The sequence below is a fragment of the Allokutzneria sp. NRRL B-24872 genome (assembly GCF_002155965.1).
GTDB lineage: Bacteria > Actinomycetota > Actinomycetes > Mycobacteriales > Pseudonocardiaceae > Allokutzneria.
Genome location: NZ_MUMH01000131.1, coordinates 18526 through 39930, shown reverse-complemented (window position 1 = coordinate 39930; position 21405 = coordinate 18526). Strand labels below are relative to the sequence as shown.

Below are 21405 nucleotides of genomic sequence, written 5' to 3'. Positions count from 1 at the left end.
CTCACCGGCTTCGCCCGGCGGCAGCAGCCCGCGGTTGGCCAGGTCGTAGATCGCCGGCATCAGCTTCTTGCGGCTGAGGTCACCGGTCACGCCGAAGATCACCAGGCCGCAGGGCCCGGCGATCCTGGGCAGTCGCTTGTCCCGCTCGTCGCGCAGCGGGTTGCGCCAGCTCTTGGCACTCACAGCGAGTCCTGCACCGCCTTCACCAGGTGGACCAGGCCCTCTGCCCGGTCGGTGAGGTGCAGGCGCAGCACCGGACGACCGTGCTCGGCGAGCACCTGTCCGTCGCCGAGCGCCTGCGCCTTCTGCAGCACGCCAAGGGTGTACGGGCGCTCCGGCACCTCCAGGTCCTCCGGCGAGTAGCCGGTGATCTGGAGGAACACGCCGTTCTGGTGGCCGCCCTTGTGGTACTGGCCCGTGGAGTGCAGGAACCGGGGACCCCAGCCGAAGGTGGTCTGGAGCCCGGTGCGCCGCGCGATCTCCTTGCGCAGCAACGCGATCGAGGCGTCGTCGAGCCGGTCGAGGTAGGCCTGGATCGAGATGTAGCCGTGCTCGGGGGCCGCGTCGACCAGCGCCTTGAGCGCGGCGCCGACGGTCTCGGTCTCCGGCGAGAACAGCTTGTCCGCCCAGCCCGCGGCCTCGCCGGCGAGCCCGGACGCGTACACGTCGATGGGACCGTCGGAAATGGCAGGAGCCGCCGTGGTCTCGTCGGCGGGAGCGTCCAGCAGCGCGCGCGCCGCCTTCTTCGCCGCCTCGACGTCGGGCTGGTCGAACGGGTTGATCCCGAGCAGCCTGCCCGCCGCGGCGGTCGCGTACTCCCACAACAGGAACTGGCCGCCGAGCGAACCGGAGACCGCGAGGGCCGCCGCGCCGCCGACGCCGCCGACGCTGACCGTCGTCGCGTCCTCACCGGCGTCGGCGAAGCCGGGCGCGTCGATGCCCTCGACCGCGACCGGGAGCAGGCCGGTGCCCTCCTTGCCGGTGGACTCGGCGATCAGCTGCTCGGCCCAGTCGCCGAAACCGTTGATGCCGGAGTCCGCGTCGGCGATGACGATCTTCTCCGCGCCGCGCGCGTGCGCGGCGGCGAAGACGGAAGCCAGCAGCAGCGCCGGGTTGTCAGCGGAATCCGCCGACAGCGCCGGAGCCGCCGAAGCCGCGTCGTCGAGCAGCGTCGCGATGTCCGCGCCGGCCAAACCACTAGGCACCAAACCGAAAGCGGTCAGCGCCGAGTAGCGGCCACCCACGTGCGGGTCGGCCAGGAACACCTTGCGGTAGCCCGCCTCGGCCGAAGCCTTGGCCAGCGGGGAGCCGGGGTCGGTGACGACGACGATGCGCGAGGCAGCGTCGATCCCCTTGTCCCGGAACGCCTTCTCGAACACGCGGCGGTGGCTGTCGGTCTCCACCGTTCCGCCGGACTTGGAGGAGACCACGAGCACCGTGCGCTCAAGGTCCCCGGAGAGCGCGTCCGCCACCTGCGCTGGATCGGTGGTGTCCAGCACCACCAAGTTGACTCCAGCGGTCGCGCAGATCACCTCCGGCGCCAGCGAGGAGCCACCCATGCCCGCGAGCACGACGCGGTCAACGCCCTCGCCGTGCAGTTCGGCGCGCAGGGCGTCGATCTCGGCGAGCAGCGGGCGGGAGGTCTCGTGCAGCGTGGTCCAGGACAGCCGGATGGCGGCCTCGGACTCGGCGGCCGGACCCCACAGCGTGGCGTCCTTCGCCGTCAGCTTGCTCGCGAACTGGTCGGCGACCAGTCTGTCCACCAGCGGAGCGGCCTCAGCCGTCAGTCCACTGTGGACGAGTGTGACCGAAATGTCAGTCATCTCAACCCTTCGCTCGGTCGAGCTGGTCGGTCACGGTCTCCAGCAGCTCGGCCCAGGACTTCTCGAACTTGTCCACGCCCTCTGTCTCCAGTGCCACGAAGACGTCGTCGAGGTCGATGCCCGCGTCGGCCAGGGCGTCGAAGACCTCCTGGGCCGACTCGGCGGTGCCGGTGACGGTGTCGCCGGTGATCTTGCCGTGGTCGGCGACCGCGTGCAGCGTCTTCTCCGGCATCGTGTTGACCACGCCCGGCGCGACCAGCTCGTCGACGTAGCGGGTGTCGGAGTAGTTCGGGTCCTTCACGCCGGTGGAGGCCCACAGCGGGCGCTGCGGACGAGCGCCCGCCTCGGCCAGCGCGGTCCAGCGCGGAGAGGCGAACACGTCCTCGTAAGCACCGAAAGCCAAGCGAGCGTTGGCGATCGCGGCCTGCCCGCGCAGCGCCTCCGCCTCGGGGGTGCCCAACGCCTCGATGCGCTTGTCGATCTCACTGTCCACACGGGACACGAAGAACGAGGCGACGGAGGCGATCTTGGACAGGTCGTGGCCGTTGGCCTTGGCCTGCTCCAGGCCCTCCAGGAAGGCGTCCATCACCGCGCGGTAGCGCTCGACGGAGAAGATCAGCGTCACGTTCACGCTGATGCCCTGCGCCAGGGTCTGGGTGATCGCGGGCAGACCCGCCACGGTGGCCGGGATCTTCACCATCAGGTTCGGCCGGTCCACCGCCTTCCACAGCTCCTGCGCCTCGGCGGCGGTGGCTTCGGTGTCGTGCGCCAGGCGCGGGTCCACCTCCAGCGAGACCCGGCCGTCGAGACCGCCGGTGGACTCCCACGTGGCGCGGAAGACGTCGCACGCCTGCCGCACGTCAGCGGTGGTGATCTCGCGGACGGCCTGGTCGACCGAGGCGCCGCGCGCGGCCAGCTCGCCGACCTGCGCGTCGTAGGCGGAGCCCTTGGACAGCGCGCCCGCGAAGATCGTCGGGTTGGTGGTCACGCCGACCACCGAGGACTCGGTGATCAGCTCGACCAGGTTGCCGGACTCCAACCGCTCGCGCGAAAGGTCGTCCAGCCAGACCGAGACACCGGCCTCGCTCAGTGCGATGAGGTTGGGATTGCTCACTTCGTCGCTCCAATGCTGCGCTTGGCGGCCTCGACGACAGCGGTGTCGGTGAAGCCGAACTCGCGGAAGAGGGTCTGGTAGTCGGCCGACGCGCCGAAGTGCTCGATCGAGACGATCTCACCGGCGTCGCCGACGTAGCGGTACCACGGCTGCGCGATCCCGGCCTCGACCACGACGCGGGCGCGGACCTCGCGCGGGAGCACGGAGTCCTTGTAGGACTGGTCCTGGGCCTCGAACCACTCGACGCACGGCATGGACACCACGCGAGCGGCAACGCCCTGCTCGGCCAGGATCTTCCCGGCCGCGACGGCGATCTGGAGCTCCGAGCCGGTGCCGATGAGGATCACATCCGGCGTGCCTTCGGTGTCCACCAGGACGTAACCACCGCGCGCGACGCCCTCGGCAGAAGTGCCCTCAAGCGTCGGGACGTTCTGGCGGGTCAGCGCGATGCCGGTCGGACCGTCCTGGGTCTCCAGCACCTTCTTCCACACCGCGGCGGTCTCGTTGGCGTCGCCCGGGCGGGCCACCGAGAGGCCGGGGATGGCGCGCAGCGCGGCCAGGTGCTCGATCGGCTGGTGCGTCGGGCCGTCCTCGCCGAGGCCGATCGAGTCGTGCGTCCACACGTAGACGACCGGGGACTTCATCACCGCGGCGAGGCGAACGGCCGGGCGCATGTAGTCGCTGAACACGAGGAAGGTGCCGCCGTACGGGCGGGTCGGGCCGTGCAGCGCGATGCCGTTGAGGATCGAGCCCATGGCGTGCTCGCGGACACCGAAGTGCAGCGTGCGGCCGTAGGGGTGCGCGGTCCACTCGCCGGTGGAGATCGACTCCGGGCCGAAGGAGTTCGCGCCCTTCATCGTGGTGTTGTTGCTCTCCGCCAGGTCGGCCGAGCCGCCCCACAGCTCCGGCAGCACGTCGGCCACGGCCGAGAGCACCTCACCGGAGGCCTTGCGAGTGGCCAGGCCCTTGGCGTCGACGTCCCACTTCGGCAGCGCGTCCGCCCAGCCCTCGGGCAGTTCCTTGGCGACCAGGCGGTCGTAGAGGGCCTTGCGCTCCGGGTTGGCCTGGGCCCACGCGTCGAAGGACTTCTGCCACTCGCCGCGCGCCGCCTCGCCGCGCTTGACGACCTCGCGGGCGTGCGAGAGCACCTCCGGCGCCACCTCGAAGCTCTGCTCCGGGTCGAAGCCGAGCACCTTCTTGACCGCCGCCACCTCGTCACCGCCGAGCGCGGAGCCGTGGATCTTGCCGGTGTTCATCTTGTTCGGCGCCGGGAAGCCGATCACCGTGCGCAGCAGGACGATCGACGGCCGGTCGGTGACCGCGCGAGCGGCCTCCAGCGCGGCCAGCAGGTCCTTGACGTTCTCTCCGCCCTCGACCGACTGCACGTGCCAGCCGTAGGCCTCGTAGCGCTTGGCGACGTCCTCGCTGAGCGCGATCGCGGTGTCGTCCTCAATGCTGATCTTGTTGTCGTCGTAGATCAGCGTGAGGTTGCCCAGCTGCTGGTGCCCGGCGATCGAGGACGCCTCGGAGGTCACGCCCTCCTCGATGTCGCCGTCGGAGGCGATCACGTAGATCTGGTGGTCGAACGGGCTCTCACCCGGCGCGGCGTCCGGGTCGAACAGACCGCGCTCGCGGCGGGCCGCCATCGCCATGCCGACCGCGGAGGACAGGCCCTGGCCCAGCGGTCCGGTGGTGATCTCCACGCCGGGGGTGTGCCGGTGCTCCGGGTGGCCGGGGGTCAGCGAGCCCCAGGTGCGCAGCGCCTTCAGGTCGTCGAGCTCGACGCCGTAGCCGGCGAGGTAGAGCTGGATGTAGAGGGTGAGGCTGGAGTGCCCGCAGGAGAGCACGAAGCGGTCCCGGCCCGGCCAGTCCGCGTCCGCCGGGTCGTGCCGCATGACCCGCTGGAACAGGGTGTAGGCGGCGGGCGCCAGGCTCATCGCGGTACCGGGGTGGCCGTTGCCGACCTTCTGCACGGCGTCGGCGGCCAGGACGCGAGCGGTGTCCACCGCGCGCCGGTCCAGCTCGGTCCAGTCCTCTGGCAGGTTGGGGGTGGTCAGACCGGTGAGGTCGGTGTTCACGGACACGGACGCTGTCCCACTTTCGCTTGAGGTTCCGCAAGGTCGCGCGCGAGGAGGGCGGAGCGTCTGCGCGCGGGGAACTACTAGCGCTGCCGCTCGTTCTCCCTCGTCCACCGATCAGCCTAGTAGTGGCCGGTGGCGAACGTCGCTTAAGGCACGTCACACGACCCCCCGCGCGCGTCGCTTCAGTAGCGTGCCTACCATTTGGGTGACCCGCGTTCCCAGGGTCGAAACCGAACTGACTGCCCGGTCCGATCTTGAAGGAGCCCCATGCCGCCGGTGATCGTTGCGGAGGGGACGCGATGAGCATCACCGCTGACGCGTCGGCCCGGAGCCACCACCACCCGCGGCCCGACTGGAAGAGCAGCGTCCGCGCGTACGTGGCCCTCACCAAGCCGCGCGTGATCGAACTGCTGCTGGTCACCACGATCCCGGCGATGCTGCTGGCCCAGCGGGGTCTGCCGTCGCCGCTGCTGGTGCTCACCACCCTGGTCGGCGGGATCATGGCCGCGGGCAGCGCCAACGCGCTGAACTGCGTCGCCGACGCCGACATCGACGCGGTGATGAAGCGGACCAAGGCCCGCCCGCTCGCCACGCACTCGGTGCCCCGGCGCAACGCGCTGATCTTCGGCGTGCTGATGGGCCTGGGGTCCTTCGCCTGGTTCTACGCCACGACCAACCTGCTCTCCGCGGTGCTCGCCGTGGCGACGATCCTGTTCTACGTCTTCGTCTACACCTTGGTCCTGAAGCGGCGGACCGCGCAGAACATCATCTGGGGCGGCGCGGCCGGCTGCATGCCCGTGGTGATCGGCTGGGCCGCCGTGACCGGCACCGTCGAGTGGCCCGCCTTCGTCATGTTCGGCGTGATCTTCTTCTGGACGCCGCCGCACACCTGGGCGCTGGCGATGAAGTTCAGCGACGACTACAAGGCCGCAGGCGTGCCGATGCTGCCCGCCGTCGCCGAGCCCGCCTACGTCACCCGGCAGATCGTGATCTTCACCTGGCTCATGGTCGCCTGGTCGCTGCTGCTCGTCCCGGCCTCCGGCTGGCTGTACCTGTCGGCCGCCGTCGTGGCCGGTGTGTGGTTCGCGGTGCTGACCCACCGCCTGCACGGCCAGGTCCGGCGCGGCGAGAAGGCCAACCCGATGCGCCTGTTCCACATGTCCAACACCTACCTGATGCTGGTGTTCGTGGCCCTCGCGGTGGACTCCGCGATCGGCCTCCCGGTGCTGAACTGGCCCTGGACCTGGTAGACCTCCTTGCGGGAGGCCTGTTCGCGGGGCACCATGGACGCCAAGATCATCTCTTTCCGGGTGGGCACATGACCAGCGTGGACGTCAGCTACCGCAGCGAGGTCGGCGGCAAGTGGCTGGAGCACCTGGAGCGCATCAACGCCACCCTCTTCGACCGGATGCTCGCCGGGCGGCTGCCCGAGGTCGGCAAGCACGGCGCGATCATCCGCCACCGGCACCGCCCCGTCGACGACCGCGACCCCTCCGAGCGCGAGCTGATCTTCGGCGTGCGCAACGGCCGCGCCGCGCTCTACTACACCGACGAGACCGGCGCCTGGTACAGCCGGGGCCCCACCCCCGCCTCGCCCGACGAACTCGTCTACGCCGACCTCGAGTTCCCCGCGCACTGCGAGATCTCCTTGATCAACCTCGCCCACGCGCTCGCCGAGTTCTTCGACACCCAGACCCGCCCCACCTGCGTCTCCTGGCAGGAATCCGACTTCTAGCACTCCGCCCGCGCGCGCCGCTGAAGCCCTGAACGACCCTTTCAGGTACTTGAACGCACTGAACGACCCGTTCAGTGCGCTCAACGCGTCAAACGAGCCGTTCGCGCAACCCCACGCGCCCCACCAGCCACACCAACCCCACGCTTATGTGCTGAATGAGTCATTGAGGGAGTTGAAGTACCTCAATGACTCATTCAGCACGGTGAACCACATGAACGAGTCATTGAGGCGCTTCCACACCTGCTGGTCTTCGAGCACGCGAACCCCCGCCCCCAGTGGTCGACCAGCACTGGGGGCGGGTCCAAGCACCTGAATGACTCGTTCAGCACGCTCAACCACATGAACGAGTCATTCAGGGCGAAAGGCGGGGCGGGGCGATGCGGGCGCGGAGGACTTCGATGATGCCGCTGGCGCTGGACTGGGCGTGCCCGTCGGCGGCTCGGCGGTCGAGGAGGTCCTTGAAGGGCAGCAGCATCTCGGCGGGAACGCCCGCGGCGGCGCTGTCGCGGATGATGGTGCCGAGGGCGACCTGGTTGATGGCCACGCTGGACGCGCCGTTGGAGTAGTCGTTGGCGTCGATCTCGCGGGCGATGTCGGCGAGGAAGGCGACCATGCCGGTGAGCCACGTGGTGGCCAGCGGCAGGAAGTCCCCGGCCTTCACCCCGGCGGTCTCCAGCAGCGCGGCGGAGTACACGAACCCGCCGAGCGTGGCGTACCCGGCGGAGAGCAGCCCGAGGTCGTGGAACTCCGCGACACCGGCGTCGGTGCCGAGGAAGTGGCTGCCGCCGAAGGTGTCCAGTGCGGCGCGGTGCTCGTCGAAGGCCGACCGGGAGCCGCTGTAGATGACGAACGCGGCCGGGGTCCCGATGGCTTCCGGCACGGCCATGATGGCGCCGTCGAGGTAGTCGACCCCGCGCCCGGCGGCCCACGCGGCGAGCGAGCGGGCCTCCTCGGGGGAGCCGGTGGTCAGGTTGATCACGGTCTGACCGGCCTCGACGGGCTCCAGCAGCTCCGCGAAGGTGGCGGTGTCGAAGACGCACACGATCGCGACGGGACTGGCCGCGAGAGCGTCAGCCACGGTGTCGGCGCGGACGGCTCCCTGCGCCACAAGGGCTTCGGCCCTTTCCGGTGTGCGGTTCCACACGGTGACCTCGTAACCGCCGCGCAGCAGTACTGCGGCCAGCGCCGAGCCCATGTTGCCGAGGCCGATCACGGTGACCTTCACGGTGTCTCCCTAGTTCGTGTTCCGTTGGTAAGACCACCGTGCTCGGGGGCGCTGTCGGTTTCCTGTCGCTAGGCTGTCGGCCGTGCGTTTCGGGGTGCTGGGCCCGCTTGAGGTGTGGTCTGCGGATGGAGAGCCGGTCGGCGTTCCCGAGACCAAGGTCCGGGCGCTGCTCGTCGACCTGCTCGTGCACCGGGGCCGCGTGGTGTCGGCGGACCGACTCGCGGAGGACCTGTGGGCGCAGCGCCAGCCCGCGAACCCGACGGCGTCGTTGCAGACCAAGGTGTCCAGGCTGCGCCGCGCGCTCGGCGGCCTCGTCGAAGCCCGCCCGCCCGGCTACGTGCTGCTCGCGGAGCCGGAAGCGGTGGACCTCGGCCGCTTCGAGGCCCTGGTGCTGCGCGCCCGAAGGGCCGACAACGCCCGCGTCCGGGCCGACTTCCTCACCGAAGCCCTGGATCTGTGGCGCGGTCCCGCCTTCGCGGGCTTCGCCGACGAGGAGTTCGTCCGAGCGGCCGCAGAGCGCGCGGAGGAGCAGCGGCTGAGCGCGGTGGAATCGCTGGCGGAGGCACGCCTGGAACTGGGCGAACAGCCGGAGCTCGCGCAGCTCGTCGCCGAGCACCCCCTGCGGGAACGCCTGCGCGCCGCGCACATCCGTGCGCTGTACCTGGCGGGCAGGCAGAACGAGGCGATCGAGCAGTACGAAGACCTCCGCGCGCGCCTTGCCGACGAACTTGGGCTCGACCCCGGCCCGGAACTGGCCGAACTGCACACCGCGATCCTGCGTCAAGACCCCGCGCTCACGCGCTCCTCCTCCGTGCGCCGCACCAACCTCCCCGCGCCGGTGACGGAGATCGTCGGCCGCTCAGCCGCTGTCTCCGAGGTGCGCGAACTCCTTGCGGTGAAACGACTTGTCACGCTCACCGGCCCTGGGGGAGTCGGTAAGACCCGCCTCGCGGTGGAAACCGCCGCCCAGCTCATCGGGTCCTTTGTGGACGGTGTCTGGCTCGTTGAGTTCTGGGACAACGACGCGGTGGTCGAAGCGGTCGCCTCGGCGCTCGGCATCCGGGATGACGCCGCGCCCGTGTCGCTGTTCGACCGTCTCGTGGACTCTTTGCGCGACAAGGACATCCTGCTCGTGCTGGACAGCTGCGAGCACGTGGTGGAGCCGGTGGCGCGCCTGGTCGAGCTGCTGCTGCGGACGGCTCCGTCGCTGCGCGTGCTCGCGACGAGCCAGGAGCCGATCGGCATCGCGGGGGAGACCCTGTGGAGCGTGCCGACGCTGGACAACGCTGATGCCACAAAGCTTTTCGCTGAGCGCGCCGCCGCGAGCGGCTACGCGGTCGACCCGTCCTCGCCGGAGGTCGCGCGGCTGTGCGAACGCCTTGACGGCATCCCGCTCGCCCTCGAACTCGCCGCGACCCGCGTGCGCGTGCTCGGCGTGCACGAACTGCTCGCGCGCCTGGACGACCGCTTCAGCGTCCTCACCTCCGGCCACCGGGGCGCCCCGTCACGGCAGCAGACCCTGCGCGCGATGATCGACTGGAGCTGGGAGCTGCTCTCCGAGCCGGAGCGCGTCGTCCTGCGCAGGCTCGCCGTCCACATCGACGGCTGCACGCTGGAGGCCGCCGAGGCGGTGTGCGCGGCGGAGGTCCTGGACCCGTTGGCGCGCTTGGTGGATCGCTCTCTCGTCGTGGTGCTCGACGGCCCGCGCTACCGGTTGCTGGAGTCCGTCGTCGCGTACTCCGCCGAGCGCCTTGCCGAGGCCGGTGAGCTGGACGTCGTCCGTCAGCGTCACCACGACTACTACGCCGGACTGGCCGCGAGCGCGCAGCTGCGCGGACCCGAGCAGCGCGACTGGGTGCTGCGGCTCGACCGCGAGAACGCGAACCTGCGGCAGGCGCTGGACTTCGCCGGAGACATCCGGCTGGCGAAGGTGCTGTCCTGGTACTGGTACCTCAGCGGGCGCATCAGCGAGGCTCGGCGCGCGTTCGAAGGCGCTGGCGCACCCCTTGACCCCCAGTCGAGCGCGTGCCTCGCGGGCATGTCTGTCCTCAGTGGACAGAACGTCGAGATCCCGGAGGCGGACGACCCGGAGAGCCAGTGGTTCCTCGGCTTCGCACTGTACCGAGGCGGCATGGACCTCGGCGCCAGCGAGCGGTTGATCGAACGCGCGCTCGCGGGCTACACCGAACTGGGCGATGAGTGGGGGATCGCCGCCGCGCTGAGCGTGCGCGCGAGCCAAGCGCTCGTTCGCGGCGACCTCGACCGCGCCCGCGCCGACGGCGAGCGAGCCCAGTCGCTGTTCCGGGCGCTCGGTGATCAGTGGGGGCGGTTGCAGACCGTGTACCCGCTGGCCGCGCTCGCCGAGATCTCCGGCGACTACGCGCGGGCGGAACGCCTCAACCGCGACGGCCTGCGGATCGCCGAGGAACTCCAGCTGTGGTCCGAGGCCGCCGACCGGCTCACCGGGCTCGGCAGGCTCGCGCTGCTGACCTGCGACTTCGCCGCGGCCGATGAGCTGCACGAACGCGCCCGCAAGCTCGCCGCGCGGCAGAGCTACCGGGCCGGGGAGATCCACGCCGAGATCGGATTGGCCCTCGGCGCGCGCAGGCAGGGGGAGCTGGACGCCGCCGAGCACCACCTGCGCGAGGTCTACGAGTGGAACCGGCACGCCGCCTTCGACCCCGGCAACGCGCTCATCCTCGCCGAACTCGGCTTCGTCGCCGAACTCCGCGGTGACGCCGACGCCGCGCTCGCGCTGCACACCAAGGGCCTCGCCGTCGCGCGCCACATCGGCGACCCCCGCGCCATCGCGCTCGCCCAGGAGGGCCTCGCCGGGGCGCACTCCCTCACCGGCGACCACGAGTACGCCTCCCGCCTGCTCGCCGAGGCCGCCGCCGCGCGCAACACCGCCGGTGCCCCGCTGCCCTCGGCCGAACGCGGCGACGTCGACCGCGTCCGCGCCCGCCTGCGCTCACTGTCCCAAGTGGACGGTGGAGGAAAACCCCGTTGACGAAGCCCGTCGCGGCCGGGATAGTTCTCCGCAGCGAGCATGACAACGACCAGCGAAGGAGGACGGCCATGACGGTGAATCGCCGACGCCACTCCTCGCGGCGCTCTCGCACGTGATGGGCTGATCGCCCCGCCACGCGAGCCGCCCGAGGACGTTCTGGGCGGTTTTTCTTTGCGCACCACCACCTATCCCCATGGCGCAGCTGGACAGCGCGCGACGCTACGAACGTCGAGGTCGCAGGTTCGAATCCTGCTGGGGATGCGCTGCTGCACGGCCAGGTGCCGCCTTGAGGGGGAGGCGGGGGCCGGTAGAGCCGACGGGGTTCACCACCGCGGTCGGCGACCAAGCTTCCCGAGCCCGGGGCTCACGCCACGGGGAGGGCGCCGCGGGTCATCCGGTGCAGCTCGGCGATGTGGCTCTCCAGGGCGCGCTTGCCGGAGCGGGTGAGCGTGATCCACGTGCGCACGCGGCCCTTGCCCGCGACGGGTGCCTTGCGCAGCTCGACGTAGCCCGCCTCCTCCAGGATGCGCAGCTGCTTGCTCAGCACCGAGTCGCTGACACCCAGTTCCTCGCGCAGCGGGCGGAACTCGCCCTCCTTGACCGCCGCCAGGAACGAACAGATCTGCAGCCGGTGCGCGGGGTGAACGATCGCGTTGAACGCGGGACGGGTCTTCACAGGGCCTCCTGGCGTGTCCCGACCACACATACTCACCCCGCCAGGAGCGGTCAAATCCCCTTCCCCTAGGGGGAGGACAGGATTTTGGCTATCTCCTGAGAAGAGACCGGTTCGCCGAAGTGCGGGCCCTGCGCGAAGGCCGCTCCGGCGCGCTGCCACCACGCCAGCTGCTCGGCGGAGGCGACGTCGCCGACGACCACCCGCGCGCCGGAGCGCTCCAGCGACGGGATGAGGAAGTGGACGCTCACCCGCAGCGCGTCGGCCTCGCTGTCCTCTGTGGACAGACGGTGCACCACCCACGGCGCGATCCTGACCAGGTCGGCCTTGAGCGGGCCGCAGACGCTGAGGTTGGCCAGCCCGCCCTCGAACTCGTGCAGCGCCGTGCGCACGCCCATGTCGCCGAGCACCTCGGCGTTCTCCTCGGCCTCGTCGCGGTGCTGGCGCAGCGAGGCCATCGGGATGCCCAGCCGCAGCCGCGCCGCGCTCATCCCGCAGTCCGCCAGCGCCATCCGCACGGTTGCGGCGAGGTCGGGGTCACGGGCCTGCAACGGCGTCAGGTTCAGCCACAGCCCGGGCGCCTCGCCGTCCGCGCCGGCGGGCCAGGACGCGGCGATCACGCACGCCTCGCGCAGCGCGGACCGGCCGAGCGGCAGGACCATGCCGGTCTCCTCGGCCAGCTCGACGCAGCGCGTGTGCGGCAGCGCGCCGTGCTCGGGGTGGTTCCACCGCAGCAGCGCCTCGACGAAGGCGACCTGCCCGTCGGCCAACCGCACCACGGGCTGGTAGACGACCTCGAACTCGCCGTTCTCCTCGGCGCCGGGGATGGAGGCGGCCAGCCGGGTGCGCAGCCTCGCCTCGCTGTCGTGCTGCGCGTCGAAGACCTCCCACTGGCCCTTGCCGCACGCCTTGGCCCGGCGCAGGGTGATGTCGGCGGCGCGCAGCACCTCCTCGGGGCGCAGGTTCTGGCTGTTGGCCCGCACCACGCCGATGCTGGCCGAGACCGCGACGCCGACCCCGTCGACGTAGGTCGGCTCGGCGAGCGCGGTGTTGATCAGCACGGCGAGCTTGCCGGGGTAGGGCGTGTCCTCGGTGTTCTCCAGCAGCACGGCGAACTCGTCGCCGCCGAAGCGCGCGACGACGGCGTTGCGCTCGTCGGCGAAGACGTGCTCCAGCCGCTTGCCGGTGACCTGGAGCAGCTGGTCGCCGACGCGCGGACCCATGCCCGCGTTGATCACGCCGAAACCGTCGAGGTCCAGCTGGAGCACGGTCACGCCGAGCCGGGAGTCCATGCGCGCCAGCGCCGACTGCAACCGCGAGCTGAACAGCTGCCGGTTGGCCAGCCCGGTCAGCGCGTCGTTGAGGGACTGCTGGCGCAGGCGCTGGGTGAGCATGTGGACCTCGGTGGCGTCCTCCACCATGGTCACGATGTGGCCGGGCATCTCGTGCAGCGCCGACACCGCGAGGTAGGCCAGCACCGCGTCGCCGTCCCTGGTCGCCAGCATCCGCCGCACCCGGAACCGGTCCCGCTCGCCGTCGGCCAGCTCGCGGTAGGCGCCGCGCAGCGTGTCCGAGCCCTCCTCCTGGAACAGCTCGTACAGGTTCAGCCCGCCGAGCTCCTCCTCGGAGTAGCCCAGGATCTCCGTCAGCGCCGGGTTGGCCTGCACGATCCGGCCGTTGAAGTCGGTCAGCGCGATGCCGACGCCGGAGGAGGTGAACACCTCGCGGAAGCGGGCCTCCGAAGCGCGCAGGTGCCGCTCGGCCTCCTGCTTCGCCCGCAGCAGCGCGTCGGTGATCTGTTGCTGCTGGTGCAACGTGCGCTCGCGCATCGCCTTGGTGTAGCTCGTCGCGAGGCCGCCGATCAGGGCGAGCACGCGCGTGGTGAGCCGGTCAGCGCCGTCGCCGAAGACCTCCAGCAGGCCCTCGCCGAGCACCTCGACGCTGCGGCTGAGGCTGTCCGGTCCGGTGAAGTTCGCGCGCACCATGCGCTCGGCGACCTCGTCGAGCAGCCCGCCGGTGTCCGCCCCCGCCTCCATCGCCGAGACCAGCAGGGTCAGCAGCTCGTGGGTCAGCCGCTCGACCTCGCCCCTGGTCAGCGGGGTGTAGGTGCCCGAGGTGACCGCGGCGGCCCAGCTCCTGGCGAGTCCCCAGGTGCGGGCAGGGCTCAGTGCCGGGGCAGGGCTGTGCGCCGGGGCGGACACCGCGCTCTCGCGGGTCACCTCGGTGGCGGCGGTCGGCCCGGACTCTGCCGGGCTCGGTGCACTCATGCTGCTCTGGCGGTCTCCGGCGTCGGTGCCCGCGGCGGACGGGCGACGAGCGGTGCCACGAACACACCCCACGGCTTTGCCATGGTGGCAAAAGTCTAGCGATCTCCAGTGGGGTCCGCGTAGGGCATTGGCGAAGATGCGGTTGGGTGACGCGCCAGCGCGCGGGTAGGCCAGGATTGGGGCGTGGGAGCCGTCAGACAGGACCGCAGGGCCGAGCTGCTCGGCATCGCGGGGAGGTTGTTCGCCGAGCGCGGTTTCGCCACCACGACGGTGCGCGAGATCGCCGACGCCGCGGGCATCCTCTCCGGCAGCCTCTACCACCACTTCGACTCGAAGGAGTCGATGGTGGACGAGATCCTGCGCGGGTTCCTCGACCGGTTGCGCGCCGCCTACGAGCGGGTGCTCGCCGAGCGGCCCGACCCGCGCGCCGCGCTGACCGCGCTGGTCACGGTGTCCTTCGAGTCGATGGACAGCGACGGCGACGCGATCGCGATCTTCCAGAACGAGGCGGCGCACCTGGCGCAGTTCGAGCGCTTCGGCTACCTGGCCGAGGTCGCGGCGGAGCTGGAGCGCTGCTGGCTGGGCGTGCTGGAGCGCGGGCAGCGGGACGGCGTGTTCCGCGCGGACCTGCGCGTGCCGCTGGTCTACCGCTTCATCAGGGACACCGTGTGGGTGGCGGTCCGCTGGTACGACCCGGAGGGCACGCTCGGCGCCGAGGAGATCGCCGCCCAGTACCTGACGATTCTCTGTCAGGGGATCGTCGCACAGCGTTAGTGCGTTCGGGTGACGGCTGACCGCAGCTCACCGTTGGGACACCAATGGGTCACGGCCATTAACACGGACGGCGGAATCGCCGACGATTCAGGCATCAGGCTCCGACGAGACCGCCTGGAGCGTTCATGTCCCACCACCACCGCGGGTTCCGCGACACCTTCGCCTTCATCGCCGGCACCGCCGGTGCCTCCGCCGCCGTGTTCAGCATCGCGGTGTGGGAATGCGCACCCCTGATCGGGTTACCGTTCGGGCTCGGCTTCGGCGTGGTGTTCGGCCTGCTGGTGACCCCGCTGGTGATCAGCGTGACCCGGCGCGTCCCGGTCGCCGGAGCCGGCGGCGAAGCGCTCGTGGACTCGGTGAACGACCTGCTCAGGGGCCTCGGGTACGGGGAAGCGGAGCGCATCGGCGAGCACACCCTCGGCTACGCCCCGGCCCGCCGCAGCCGGACCCGCTGCCGGTACCTGAGCGTGCGCGTCGACGACCGCGAACTCACCCTGACGGGCCCCCGCCGGGTGGTCGGTTCGCTGCGGCGCGGGCTGTCGGAGCGGGCCCGAGGAAACCGCGCGGTCACCGGGCAGGATTAGAGTCAGTGGCCTCACCCCAGGAGGCCACGTGCTCTACCAGCTGATGAGACGGGTCCTGAGCCCGCTGGCTCGGCTGATCTTCCGCCCGCGCATCGAGGGACTGGACAACGTGCCGCAGCACGGCGCCGTCATCCTCGCGAGCAATCATCTGTCCTTTGTGGACAGTCTGGTGATCCCGCTGATCGTGCCGAGGAAGGTCGCCTTCCTGGCCAAGGCGGAGTACTTCCACGGCAAGGGCGTCAAGGGCGCGATCTCCCGCTGGTTCTTCACGATGATCGGCCAGATCCCCGTCGAGCGCGGGCGCGGTAGGGCCGCCAAGGACGCGCTGGACGTGGCCATCAAGGTGCTCGACGAGGGCGGTGCCTTCGGCATCTACCCCGAGGGCACGCGCTCCGAGGACGGCCGCCTCTACCGCGGCAAGACCGGCGTCGGCCGGATCGCGCTGGCCAGCGGCGCCCCCGTGGTCCCCGTCGCGCTGATCGGCACCGAGCGCATCCAGCCCATCGGCAAGAAGCTGCCGCGCCCGTACCGCGTCACCGTGCGCTTCGGCGAGCCCCTGGACTTCTCGCGCTACGAGGGCATGTCGCACTCCACGGTCATCCACCGCACCGTCACCGACGAGATCATGTACTCCATCCTGGAGCTCTCCGGCCAGGAGTACGTCGACACCTACCACCAGCGCAAGGCCGCCTAGCCCACGCGCGTTTTCCACCTCAATGACTCGTTCATGTGGTTGAGCGTGCTGAACGAGTCATTGAGGTGGTTGGGCCACCTGAACGAGTCGTTCAGCCGGTAAGGACGGCTGTGAGGGCTTCGGCCAGGCGGCGGACGCCTTCGTCGAGGACCTCGGGGGCGGCGGCGCCGTAGGTGAGGCGGAGGTGCGCGGCGGGGGATTCGGCGGCGTACCACGGGCGCCCGGGGAAGACGATCACCGAGCGCGCGGCCGCGGCGGCGGTGAGGGCGGTGTCGTCGACGCCGTCGGGCAGGCGCGCCCACACGTGCAGGCCGCCTTGCGGGACCATCACGGGCTCGACGGAGGGGAGCCGTCGGCGGAGGGAGTCCAGCAGGGCGTCGCGGCGTTCCCGCAGAGCGCCCTGGAGCTTGCGCCGATGCCGTTGCCACGCGGGCGATGTCACGAAGTCCAATGCCGCGGCCTGCAACGGTCCCGCGACGAAGAAGTCGTCGAGCACGCGCGCGGTGCGCAGCCGGGCTCCGGCCACTCCGCGAGCCCCGACAGCGGCCACGCGCAGGCCCGGTGCGGCGGACTTCGTCAGTGACCGCAGGTAGACGACGTGGCCGTCGGTGTCGTCGGCGGCCAAGGGACGCGGCGGGCCGGGGTCGATGGTGAGATCGCGCGCCCAGTCGTCCTCCAGCAGGAAAGCTCCGGCCTCGCGCACGGCGTCGAGCACCTGCGGTCGTCGTTCGGCGGACAGCACGGCGCCGTGCGGGTTCGCGTAGAGCGGCTGGCAGTAGAACAACCGCGCCCCGGTCCGATCGAGCGCGGAGCGGAGCAGGTCGGGTCGCACGCCGTGCGCGTCACTGGGGACGGGTACGACGCGGAGCCCGGCGTGGCGCGCGGCGGCGATCGCGCCGAGATAGGTCGGAGCCTCGACGAGGATCGGATCGCCCGGCTTCGCGAGCGCGCGGAAGGCAGTGGTCAGCGCGGGTTGCCCGCCGGGGCACACGACCATGTCGCCCGCGCGCAGCGCGCCACCGGCCTCGGCGGCGAACCACGTGCGGAGCGCGTCGCGGCCCTCGACCGGCCCCCGCTCCCAGGACGTGGGTTTGCGCGCGGCGCGGGCGAGCGCGGCGCCGAGCGGGCCGACGGGTTGCAGCGCCGAGTCGAGGTAGCCGCTGGACAGCGGGATGGCCTCCGCGCGCGGCACCGCGAGCAGTTCCGGCAGCGCCTCCTCGCCGCGCGGCTGGTCGCCGAGCGCAACGGCCTGCCACGACAGGTCCGGCGCGGCCGGGGGAGCGGGCGGGCGCGCGACGAAGCTGCCCTTGCCGGGAACGGACTCGACCAAGCCCTCCGCGACGAGCACGCGGATCGCCCGCTGCACGGTGACCGGCGAGACGTGGTGCCGCCCCATCAGCTCGCGCACCGAGGGCAGCCGGTCGCCGGGGCGCCCCGCTGTGATCTCCGCGCGAAGCTCGCCGATAACGCCGGTCAGCGCGTTATCCTCATTCATGAGAGAGCAGAGTAACGTTATCGAGCGCAACCGGATAACGCCCGGCCTGGTGCTCGGTTCGCTGGGCGTGCTGGCGTTCAGCTTCTCGTTGCCCGCGACGCGCCTGGCGGTGGCGGGCATGGACCCCTGGTTCGTGGCGTTCGGGCGCGCGGTCGTCGCCGCCGTGCTCGCCATCGCCTACCTCGGCCTCACCCGTGCGCCCATGCCGAGCCGGAGCCAGCTCCTGCGCCTTGCCGTGGTCGCTTTCGGTGTGGTGGTGGGCTTTCCGCTGTTCACCTCGCTCGCTCTCGTCACGCAGACCGCCTCCCACGGAGCCGTCGCGGTCGCGCTGCTGCCCGCCGCCACCGCCGTGTTCGCGGTGCTGCGCGCGGGGGAGCGGCCGTCGCGGGTGTTCTGGCTGGCCAGCGGTGGCGGGCTGCTCGCGGTGCTGGGCTTCTTCGTGGTGGCGGGCGGCGCCGGGGGCGGCTTCGAACCCGCGGACCTGTTGCTGCTGGCCGCGATCCTGGCCTGCGCGCTCGGGTACGCCGAGGGCGGCGCGCTCTCGCGGGAGCTCGGCGGGGCCCGCACGATCTGCTGGGCGCTGGTCGTGTCGCTGCCGGTCACCGTTCCCGTCACGGCGGCGTCGCTGGCGCTCGGAGATTTCGCGAAGGTGAACGCTTCCTCGCTCTTCGGCTTCGGTTACGTCAGCGCGATCTCGATGTTCCTCGGATTCTTCGCCTGGTACGCGGGTTTGGCCAGGGGCGGTGTCGCGAGGATCGGGCAGCTCCAACTAGTCCAACCGGTTCTCACGTTGCTCTGGTCGGCCCTATTCCTCGGCGAGCACCCGGGCATCGCCGCGGTCGGCGCGGCCGTGATCGTTTTGATATGCGTCGCCCTCACCCAGCGCGCCCGCTGACCGTGCTAGGGTTGCCCTAGTTGCAGTTGTGTTACCCATGGATTTAGGGCGCCTGCGAGGTTTCATCCGCAGGCGTTTTGTTTTGCCGGGGTGTGATATGTCCGGGGTTCTAGGGTGAGCATGCCGCGACTCAGGGCTCGCGAAGCGGGTCCTGACGGTTTGTTCTACATGGAGTGAAAATGGCTACTGGTGTTGTCAAGTGGTTCAACGCGGAAAAGGGCTTCGGCTTCCTGACCCCGGACGGCGGCGGCGCTGACGTCTTCGCCCACTACTCGGCGATCGAGGGCAACGGCTACAAGTCCCTCGACGAGGGCCAGAAGGTCGAGTTCGAGATCGGCCAGGGCCAGAAGGGTCCGCAGGCCAACAACATCCGGGTCATCTGAGCCTCGGACGGTCTGTACTGACGCGGGGGCCCGCACCACTTCGGTGGTGCGGGCCCTTTCGTGTTCGGCGTCCGGGTGTCGGTCCCGCCCGATACGATCCCCGCACCGTCCGCGCTCGTGAAAGGACTCCCGTGATCGGCAGGACCGGCAGGGTGAGCGGACGCGTCGGCCCCGGCCTCGTCGGCGAGGTCATGATCGAGATCCGGGGTGGGATCGAGGCCTTCTACGCCTACCCCGCCGATCCCGGGGAGTTCATCGAGCCGGGGACCGAGGTGCTGGTGGTGGGCTACGACCCGCCGCGCAGCGTGCACGTGCAGCCGTGGTTGTCGGTCGACCTCGGCTGAGGCCAGAACACAAGGGGGGAAACGTGAACTCGACGTTGTGGACGATCGGCGGCATCGCGCTCGGCGTGCTGGTGCTGCTGCTCCTGCTGCGCATGGTGTGGAAGGTCGCCGAACCGGACGAGGCGCTGATCATTTCCGGGCTCGGCGCGCGCAGCAAGGTCTCCGAGGCCGCCGACAGCATGGGCTTCAAGATCATCACCGGCAAGGGCGTCATGGTGGTGCCCGGTTTCCAGACCGCGCGCAGGCTGTCGCTGGACACCCGCTCGGCGAACCTGGAGGTCTCCTGCGTCACCAAGCAGGGGCTGCCGGTCACCGTGCGCGCCGTGGTGATCTACAAGGTCGGCGACGACTTCGTGTCCATCGCCAACGCCGCGCGCCGCTTCCTCGCCCAGCAGGGCAACATGAACGACACCATCCACGAGCTGTTCTCCGGTCACCTGCGCTCCATCGTCGGCGGGCTGACCATCGAGGAGATGATCCACAACCGGGACGCGCTCACCGGTGAGGTGCGCCAGTCCTCGGCGATCGAGATGAGCAAGCTCGGCCTGGTCGTGGACTCCCTGCAGATCCAGGAGATCGAGGACGAGTCCGGCTACATCCTCAACCTGGGCAAGCCGCACGCCGCCGCCGTCGCCGCCTCCGCGCGCATCGCCGAGGCCCAGCGCGACCAGGAGGCCACCGAGGCCGAGCAGATCGCCCAGGCCAACAAGGCGGCCGCGCTGCGCGACAGCAAGATCAAGCAGGCCTCCTACCAGGCCGAGATCGACCAGGCCAACGCCAAGACCAAGCAGTCCGGGCCGCTGGCCGACGCCACCGCTCGGCAGGAGGTCGTCAAGCAGGAGACCAGGGCCGCGCAACTGGAGGCCGACCTGGCCGAGCAGCGGTTGCAGTCCCAGGTCCGCAAGCCCGCCGACGCCAAGGCCTACGACACCAGGATCTCCGCCGAGGCCGACCGCGACGCCCGCGTCGCCAGGGCCGAGGCCGACGCCAAGGAGACCGAGCTGCGCGCCGCCGCGGACGCGACGAGGGTGAAGACCGCCGCGATCGCCGAGGCCGAGGCCACCAAGGCCCGCGGTGAGGCCGCGGCGACCGCGACCAGGCTGACCGGTGAGGCCGACGCGGCCAGCGCGCGGGCCCGAGGCCTCGCCGAGGCCGAGGCCGCCAAGGCGAAGGGCCTCGCCGAGGCCGACGCGATCAAGGCGCGCGCGACCGCGCTCGCGGAGAACCAGGAGGCGGTCGTGGCCCAGCAGCTCGCCGAGCGCTGGCCGGAGATCGTCTCGGCGGGCGCGGGCGCCTTCGCCAACGTGGACAACATGGTGGTGCTCAACGGCGCCGAGGGCATGTCCGAGCTGTTCACCAAGGCGCTGTCGATGGGCGGCACCGGGCTCGGCCTGGCGCGCACCCTGATGCAGGCCATGCAGAACGAGCAGCCGGCGCCGCAGAAGAGCAACGGCGTCACCCCGATCCCGGTCGACCTGCCGACCAAGGACTGACGGGCGCGGGGCGCGGGGAAGCCGACATGGCGGAGTGGTTCCAGCGCACGTTCGTGGAGACCGGCAGGCTGCCCCTGCTGTGCTTCTTCGTCGGCATGGTGTTCGGCTTCGCCTTCATCCGCATGTCGGTGCGGCTGATCCGCGCCAAGGTTCGCTGGTGGCCCGGCAACTTCACACCGGGCGGGCTGCACATCCACCACGTGGTCTTCGGCGTGGTGTTCATGATGATCGGCGGCGTCGCCGCGCTCGCCATCCCCGACGACCACGAGGGGTGGCGGGCGACGGCGGCGGTGGTGTTCGGCATCGGCTCCGCGCTGGTGCTCGACGAGTTCGCGCTGATTCTGCACCTGCGCGATGTGTACTGGACCGAAGAGGGCCGGATCTCCGTCGACGCGCTGTTCGTCGCCTTCGCGCTGACCGGGATGCTGCTGCTGGGCCTGCGCCCGCTCGGCCTGGACGAGGCCGCCGCCCTGCTGGCCCCCGACGAGCCCGGAGCCCTCGCGCTGACCGTGCTGGTGATCCTCGCGGACCTGGCGCTGGCCGTGGTGACCCTGTTCAAGGGCAAGGTCTGGTCCGGGCTGCTCGGGTTGTTCGTCCCGGTGCTGCTGGTGGTCGGCGCGCTGCGGCTGGCCCGGCCGTCCTCGCCGTGGGCGCGGTGGCGCTACCGCGTGGACACCCCGGCCGGGCGGCGCAAGGTGGTCCGCTCGCGCTGGCGGGAACGGCGGCTGCGGGTGCCGGTGATCAAGGTGAAGATCTGGTTTCAGGAGCTGCTCTCCGGCAGGCACGACGAGCCGTCCAGCTGATTTGCCGCCCGC

Annotated in this window: 18 protein-coding genes, 1 tRNA gene and 1 pseudogene; 12 read left to right on the top strand and 8 right to left on the bottom strand. The window is 70.9% G+C overall.

All coding sequences use genetic code 11. The features are described from left to right. From CCN37_RS29785 to tkt, 4 genes and pseudogenes are all read right to left on the bottom strand, one after another. Positions 1 to 183, bottom strand: a pseudogene (locus tag CCN37_RS29785) (glucose-6-phosphate dehydrogenase); the annotation flags it as partial. Next, on the bottom strand, positions 180 to 1823 hold the full coding sequence (locus CCN37_RS29780; protein ID WP_086827195.1) for a hypothetical protein: 1644 nt from the start codon (positions 1821 to 1823) through the stop codon (positions 180 to 182). The pseudogene CCN37_RS29785 and the gene CCN37_RS29780, both read right to left, overlap by 4 nt. A gap of 1 nt (position 1824) precedes the next feature. Beyond that, positions 1825 to 2937 carry a transaldolase gene (tal, locus tag CCN37_RS29775; RefSeq protein ID WP_086827193.1) on the bottom strand — a complete coding sequence of 371 codons (1113 nt, stop codon included), beginning with the start codon at positions 2935 to 2937 and terminating at the stop codon, positions 1825 to 1827. Further along, the gene (tkt, locus tag CCN37_RS29770; protein WP_086827191.1) at positions 2934 to 5021 is read right to left on the bottom strand and encodes a transketolase; all 2088 of its coding nucleotides are present in this window, start codon (positions 5019 to 5021) and stop codon (positions 2934 to 2936) included. The genes tal and tkt overlap by 4 nt, the downstream gene beginning before the upstream one ends. Positions 5022 to 5317: 296 nt before the next feature. On the opposite strand from tkt, the gene CCN37_RS29765 reads away from it, so the two are divergent. Further along, positions 5318 to 6268: a heme o synthase gene (locus CCN37_RS29765; protein ID WP_086827189.1), complete on the top strand. Its 951-nt coding sequence runs from the start codon at positions 5318 to 5320 to the stop codon at positions 6266 to 6268. A 68-nt stretch (positions 6269 to 6336) separates the two neighbouring features. After that, the gene (locus CCN37_RS29760) at positions 6337 to 6753 is read left to right on the top strand and encodes an Imm1 family immunity protein (protein WP_086827187.1); all 417 of its coding nucleotides are present in this window, start codon (positions 6337 to 6339) and stop codon (positions 6751 to 6753) included. Between the two features lie 352 nt (positions 6754 to 7105). Here CCN37_RS29760 and CCN37_RS42200 read toward each other — a convergent pair whose 3' ends face one another. Next, the gene (locus CCN37_RS42200) at positions 7106 to 7978 is read right to left on the bottom strand and encodes an NAD(P)-dependent oxidoreductase (protein ID WP_210408278.1); all 873 of its coding nucleotides are present in this window, start codon (positions 7976 to 7978) and stop codon (positions 7106 to 7108) included. Positions 7979 to 8060: 82 nt separating this feature from the next. Between CCN37_RS42200 and CCN37_RS29750 the strand changes: the two genes are divergently transcribed. Together CCN37_RS29750 and CCN37_RS29745 are read left to right on the top strand one after the other, a co-directional pair. Beyond that, positions 8061 to 10988, top strand: coding sequence for a BTAD domain-containing putative transcriptional regulator (locus CCN37_RS29750; protein ID WP_086827184.1), 2928 nt, complete (start codon positions 8061 to 8063; stop codon positions 10986 to 10988). A gap of 187 nt (positions 10989 to 11175) precedes the next feature. Beyond that, positions 11176 to 11249: transfer RNA gene (locus tag CCN37_RS29745), tRNA-Arg, on the top strand. A gap of 103 nt (positions 11250 to 11352) precedes the next feature. On the opposite strand, the gene CCN37_RS29740 is transcribed toward CCN37_RS29745, so the two are convergent. Both CCN37_RS29740 and CCN37_RS29735 read right to left on the bottom strand, forming a co-directional pair. Further along, positions 11353 to 11664 (bottom strand): transcriptional regulator, encoded by a 312-nt coding sequence (locus CCN37_RS29740; RefSeq protein WP_210408277.1) that lies wholly within the window; start codon positions 11662 to 11664, stop codon positions 11353 to 11355. 65 nt (positions 11665 to 11729) lie between these two features. Then, positions 11730 to 13928, bottom strand: a complete 2199-nt coding sequence (locus CCN37_RS29735; protein WP_086827180.1) for a bifunctional diguanylate cyclase/phosphodiesterase — start codon at positions 13926 to 13928, stop codon at positions 11730 to 11732. A gap of 183 nt (positions 13929 to 14111) precedes the next feature. On the opposite strand from CCN37_RS29735, the gene CCN37_RS29730 reads away from it, so the two are divergent. The 3 genes from CCN37_RS29730 to CCN37_RS29720 all read left to right on the top strand — a co-directional run bounded on the left by CCN37_RS29730 (position 14112) and on the right by CCN37_RS29720 (position 15980). Beyond that, complete coding sequence (locus CCN37_RS29730; RefSeq protein WP_086827178.1) at positions 14112 to 14702, top strand: TetR/AcrR family transcriptional regulator; 591 nt, start codon at positions 14112 to 14114, stop codon at positions 14700 to 14702. Between the two features lie 125 nt (positions 14703 to 14827). Then, the gene (locus CCN37_RS29725) at positions 14828 to 15286 is read left to right on the top strand and encodes a hypothetical protein (protein ID WP_086827176.1); all 459 of its coding nucleotides are present in this window, start codon (positions 14828 to 14830) and stop codon (positions 15284 to 15286) included. A 28-nt stretch (positions 15287 to 15314) separates the two neighbouring features. Beyond that, positions 15315 to 15980 (top strand): 1-acyl-sn-glycerol-3-phosphate acyltransferase, encoded by a 666-nt coding sequence (locus tag CCN37_RS29720; protein ID WP_086827174.1) that lies wholly within the window; start codon positions 15315 to 15317, stop codon positions 15978 to 15980. A gap of 91 nt (positions 15981 to 16071) precedes the next feature. Here the strand turns inward: CCN37_RS29720 and CCN37_RS29715 are convergent, their stop codons facing one another. Continuing rightward, a complete protein-coding gene (locus tag CCN37_RS29715) occupies positions 16072 to 17475 on the bottom strand; it encodes a PLP-dependent aminotransferase family protein (protein WP_086827172.1) in 1404 nt (467 codons plus the stop codon). Between CCN37_RS29715 and CCN37_RS29710 the strand changes: the two genes are divergently transcribed. From CCN37_RS29710 to CCN37_RS29690, 5 genes are all read left to right on the top strand, one after another. After that, positions 17474 to 18370, top strand: a complete 897-nt coding sequence (locus CCN37_RS29710) for a DMT family transporter (protein ID WP_086827170.1) — start codon at positions 17474 to 17476, stop codon at positions 18368 to 18370. The two genes, CCN37_RS29715 and CCN37_RS29710, sit on opposite strands and share 2 nt — an antisense overlap. A 179-nt stretch (positions 18371 to 18549) precedes the next feature. Further along, complete coding sequence (locus CCN37_RS29705) at positions 18550 to 18753, top strand: cold-shock protein (RefSeq protein ID WP_086827168.1); 204 nt, start codon at positions 18550 to 18552, stop codon at positions 18751 to 18753. Between the two features lie 131 nt (positions 18754 to 18884). Beyond that, positions 18885 to 19097 carry a hypothetical protein gene (locus tag CCN37_RS29700; protein ID WP_086827166.1) on the top strand — a complete coding sequence of 71 codons (213 nt, stop codon included), beginning with the start codon at positions 18885 to 18887 and terminating at the stop codon, positions 19095 to 19097. Between the two features lie 35 nt (positions 19098 to 19132). Then, positions 19133 to 20590: an SPFH domain-containing protein gene (locus CCN37_RS29695; RefSeq protein WP_371505131.1), complete on the top strand. Its 1458-nt coding sequence runs from the start codon at positions 19133 to 19135 to the stop codon at positions 20588 to 20590. Between the two features lie 26 nt (positions 20591 to 20616). Beyond that, positions 20617 to 21393 (top strand): hypothetical protein, encoded by a 777-nt coding sequence (locus tag CCN37_RS29690; RefSeq protein ID WP_086827164.1) that lies wholly within the window; start codon positions 20617 to 20619, stop codon positions 21391 to 21393. The last annotated feature ends 12 nt before the right edge of the window (positions 21394 to 21405 follow it).

Excerpts from the sequence above, each read along its gene's own strand:
- CCN37_RS29780 (WP_086827195.1), bottom strand. The coding sequence starts at position 1,823 with ATGACTGACATTTCGGTCACACTCGTCCACAGTGGACTGACGGCTGAG.
- CCN37_RS29765 (WP_086827189.1), top strand. The coding sequence starts at position 5,318 with ATGAGCATCACCGCTGACGCGTCGGCCCGGAGCCACCACCACCCGCGG.
- CCN37_RS29760 (WP_086827187.1), top strand. The coding sequence starts at position 6,337 with ATGACCAGCGTGGACGTCAGCTACCGCAGCGAGGTCGGCGGCAAGTGG.
- CCN37_RS29735 (WP_086827180.1), bottom strand. The coding sequence starts at position 13,928 with ATGAGTGCACCGAGCCCGGCAGAGTCCGGGCCGACCGCCGCCACCGAG.
- CCN37_RS29725 (WP_086827176.1), top strand. The coding sequence starts at position 14,828 with ATGTCCCACCACCACCGCGGGTTCCGCGACACCTTCGCCTTCATCGCC.
- CCN37_RS29710 (WP_086827170.1), top strand. The coding sequence starts at position 17,474 with ATGAGAGAGCAGAGTAACGTTATCGAGCGCAACCGGATAACGCCCGGC.
- CCN37_RS29715 (WP_086827172.1), bottom strand. The coding sequence starts at position 17,475 with ATGAATGAGGATAACGCGCTGACCGGCGTTATCGGCGAGCTTCGCGCG.
- CCN37_RS29705 (WP_086827168.1), top strand. The coding sequence starts at position 18,550 with ATGGCTACTGGTGTTGTCAAGTGGTTCAACGCGGAAAAGGGCTTCGGC.
- CCN37_RS29690 (WP_086827164.1), top strand. The coding sequence starts at position 20,617 with ATGGCGGAGTGGTTCCAGCGCACGTTCGTGGAGACCGGCAGGCTGCCC.